The sequence below is a fragment of the Acinetobacter lwoffii genome (assembly GCF_024129435.1).
GTDB lineage: Bacteria > Pseudomonadota > Gammaproteobacteria > Pseudomonadales > Moraxellaceae > Acinetobacter > Acinetobacter lwoffii_F.
This window is the reverse complement of record NZ_JAMXXN010000059.1, coordinates 1-2,835: the sequence shown is the minus strand read 5'-3', so window position 1 is coordinate 2,835 and position 2,835 is coordinate 1. Positions and strand designations below refer to the sequence as shown.

The 2,835-nt window shown below is 38.8% G+C and carries 4 protein-coding genes; 3 read left to right on the top strand and 1 reads right to left on the bottom strand.

What is annotated here, in order from left to right; all coding sequences use genetic code 11:
- Positions 1 to 450: 450 nt before the first annotated feature.
- Positions 451 to 816: a MerR family transcriptional regulator gene (locus NI455_RS15225; protein ID WP_004733161.1), complete on the bottom strand. Its 366-nt coding sequence runs from the start codon at positions 814 to 816 to the stop codon at positions 451 to 453.
- A gap of 86 nt (positions 817 to 902) precedes the next feature.
- On the opposite strand from NI455_RS15225, the gene NI455_RS15220 reads away from it, so the two are divergent.
- The 3 genes from NI455_RS15220 (at position 903) to NI455_RS15210 (ending at position 2,750) form a co-directional block, all read left to right on the top strand.
- Positions 903 to 1,781, top strand: a complete 879-nt coding sequence (locus NI455_RS15220; RefSeq protein ID WP_004282179.1) for an alpha/beta hydrolase family protein — start codon at positions 903 to 905, stop codon at positions 1,779 to 1,781.
- On the top strand, positions 1,756 to 2,151 hold the full coding sequence (locus tag NI455_RS15215) for a hypothetical protein (RefSeq protein WP_004282178.1): 396 nt from the start codon (positions 1,756 to 1,758) through the stop codon (positions 2,149 to 2,151). Before NI455_RS15220 ends, NI455_RS15215 begins: the two co-directional genes overlap by 26 nt.
- Positions 2,152 to 2,225: 74 nt before the next feature.
- Entirely contained in the window at positions 2,226 to 2,750 is a 525-nt protein-coding gene (locus tag NI455_RS15210) for a PaaI family thioesterase (protein WP_004282177.1), read from the top strand.
- Positions 2,751 to 2,835 lie beyond the last annotated feature (85 nt).

Genomic DNA, 2,835 nt, shown 5'->3' with positions numbered 1-2,835 from the left:
ATAAAATTCATTTGGTGTTGCCTTATTCAAGCTTGAATGAGGACGTATCGTGTTATAAAAATCCCAATATTCGCTACTGGAATAGAGATAAAAGAGGCTTATTATCAAAAGAGATACGGAAGTCCAGCTATAGCTGTATCATTGGTGGCAGATGTAGAGGCTAAGCGGGAGCTGGAAGTTGCTAAACCAGCCCCTACAGAAAATTATAGCCCAAGTTCTAGACCAGGATTTTGATAGGTATTCAGTACCCTAGTGAGGACTAGAACCTTAAGCTGTAGGCTAATGGTATTAAGGTTTCAACTTGCTGAGATAGCCACAGTGTACTTCATGATGTACTTACCATAGATATTCTATCTATGATCGGTGCTCTAGTGAGGACTTGAAGAGATCATCCCAGATTCTGTGTAACTGACGTTTAGATTAAATACTTACACAAAATTTAGGAAGGTCTCAAAGCGCCAACTTATCCTTATATTCACACATGCCTTTTAATGCATCATCTATCAACGCTTTCATTTTAGATAACTCTAGAATCTTAACTTCAATTTGCTTGTTTTTTTCTAGAAGCTTTTCACCCATTTGTGATTGGGTCAGGTTGTTTGTATACAGTAGCTCTGTTAACTCTTTAATCTCTTTTAAGGTAAAACCTAACTCTTTCGCCATGGAGATCATATTAAGCTGGTCGACTGTCTTATTAGTATAGTCTCTATAGCCATTAGCTGTTCTAGATGGTGGCAATATCAACCCTTCTCTCTCATAAAAACGAATTGTATCTCTGCTTAATCCGACTATTTCAGTTAATTCTTTTGTATTCATTATCGAGCACGCTCACTTAACGTTTGACTGTGGAGTAATATCCATAGTTTATAGTAGCCATTAATTAACAACAAGTAGGGTTTTTTATGGATATTAATATATTGACGGATGATAACGTCGAGCTGCGTGCAACTCTTTATAAAGCTGCTAATCCTAAAGCCGTTGTTCTAATAAACCCAGGAACCGCTACCAATACTTCTTATTATTTACCTTTTGCTAAATATTTAAGAGAGCATGGTTTCCATGTCATTCTATGGAATTACAGAGGGTTTTGCGATTCTAAAGTGAGTCATCTAAAGGATTGTCATTATCAGTATTCTGATATCGGACGGTACGACATTCCAGCTGTTATCGATACAGCCAAGCGCCTGTTCAATGACTTACCCTTGTATTGCGTAGGGCATAGCGCTGGAGGTCAACAAGTTGGCCTTGCTCATAATGCTGATCAATTGGATGCTTTAATCGCAGTGGCTGTCTCAGCAGGATACTTTAGCTATATGCCGCTTCGCTATCGTCTTAAGGCTAACTTCTTTTTCCGTTTTTTAGCACCGCTTAGTAATAAAGTCTTTAATTATGTGCCGGCTAAAAGCTTCAAACTCATGGAAGATTTGCCAGCTGGTTTTACAGAGGAATGGGGTGCTTGGTGCCGAGAAAAAGAGCTGTTTTTCTCGGATAAATTCTATGGGAAAACCATTCCCCTTGGGACTTACAAGAATTTTAATGTGCCAACTTTCGTCTTCACTGCCGATGATGATGAAATCTGTACTGAACGCAACCTGCATAATTTTTGGAAAAATGTGACTAGCGATCAACCCATCACTTTTAAACGCTATACCATTAGCAAGGGATCAGACCAATCAATTGGGCATTTTGGCTATTTTAGAAGTAAAAACACTCATATTTGGCAAGATATTTTAGAGACGATCAACAAGGTACACCATGATAAATCGTTACAAACATTGTAAAACCTTGATTTTTATTGTATTACTTAATGTGTTCTCGAGCATTTTGCACTATGTTCATAATGTGGTTCATTTTGATCACTATCCTGAGCCTGATTGGTTATCCCCTCATCTGGTAGATGCTTTTTGGTTCGTCATGACACCAATCGGTATCTACGGCTTGATCGTGGCTGTCAAAAGCCAGATGAGCAAGGGGCATTGGTGGCTTTATTTGTATGCCTTGATGGGTTTATTGTCATTACTACACTACAACGTTAAGACTGATAATATTATGACGATCACCATGCACAGTCTTATCTGGTTTCAAGCAATATGTGCTTTTTGGTTAATCGGCTATGTAACGATGTATTTTAAAAATAAAAGTGGGCATTAAGAACACTAATTGATAAAACTTTGGTCTTTATAAGAATGAGCTAACATCTTATTTATCGTTTTAAGGAATTGAAAATGAATGTTGAAGAAACTATAGCAACATGGGAAACAGAAGAAGCACTCATTAGAGAAAAGCTAGGTGACGCTGACGTCATTCCATTATCAGACTTAACCACTCGCAGCGGTATGGACATTTTTAATGCTATGTTTGCAGGAGAGCTGCCTCATCCTCCTATTGGTCTAACGCTCGACTACACTCCTATTTATATGGAAAAAGGTATTGCCGTTTTTCAAGGGCGTCCAAAGCTTCATCATTACAACCCATTGGGTACAGTCCACGGCGGCTGGTTCTGCACGCTTTTAGATTCCGCTGTTGGCTGCGCTGTCCATACCCTTTTGCCAGCAGGAAAAACCTACACAACTTTAGAGATAAAAGTAAATATGGTGCGAGCTTTGACAGTAGCAACACCTTTAGTACGGGCTGAAGGCAAAGTCATTCATGCTGGTCGGAGAACAGCGACTGCTGAAGGCAAAATTGTAGGGCCTGATGGCAAATTATATGCCCATGCCACCACAACCTGCATCATTCTTGATGTTTAGATAAAATTTTTGATCGTTAATAGCTTTTAAACCAAAGAAAAATGCTAAGAATATAATGGATATTATATGGGTATACCCCAACGGA

Excerpts from the sequence above, each read along its gene's own strand:
- NI455_RS15225 (WP_004733161.1), bottom strand. The coding sequence starts at position 816 with ATGAATACAAAAGAATTAACTGAAATAGTCGGATTAAGCAGAGATACA.
- NI455_RS15220 (WP_004282179.1), top strand. The coding sequence starts at position 903 with ATGGATATTAATATATTGACGGATGATAACGTCGAGCTGCGTGCAACT.
- NI455_RS15215 (WP_004282178.1), top strand. The coding sequence starts at position 1,756 with ATGATAAATCGTTACAAACATTGTAAAACCTTGATTTTTATTGTATTA.
- NI455_RS15210 (WP_004282177.1), top strand. The coding sequence starts at position 2,226 with ATGAATGTTGAAGAAACTATAGCAACATGGGAAACAGAAGAAGCACTC.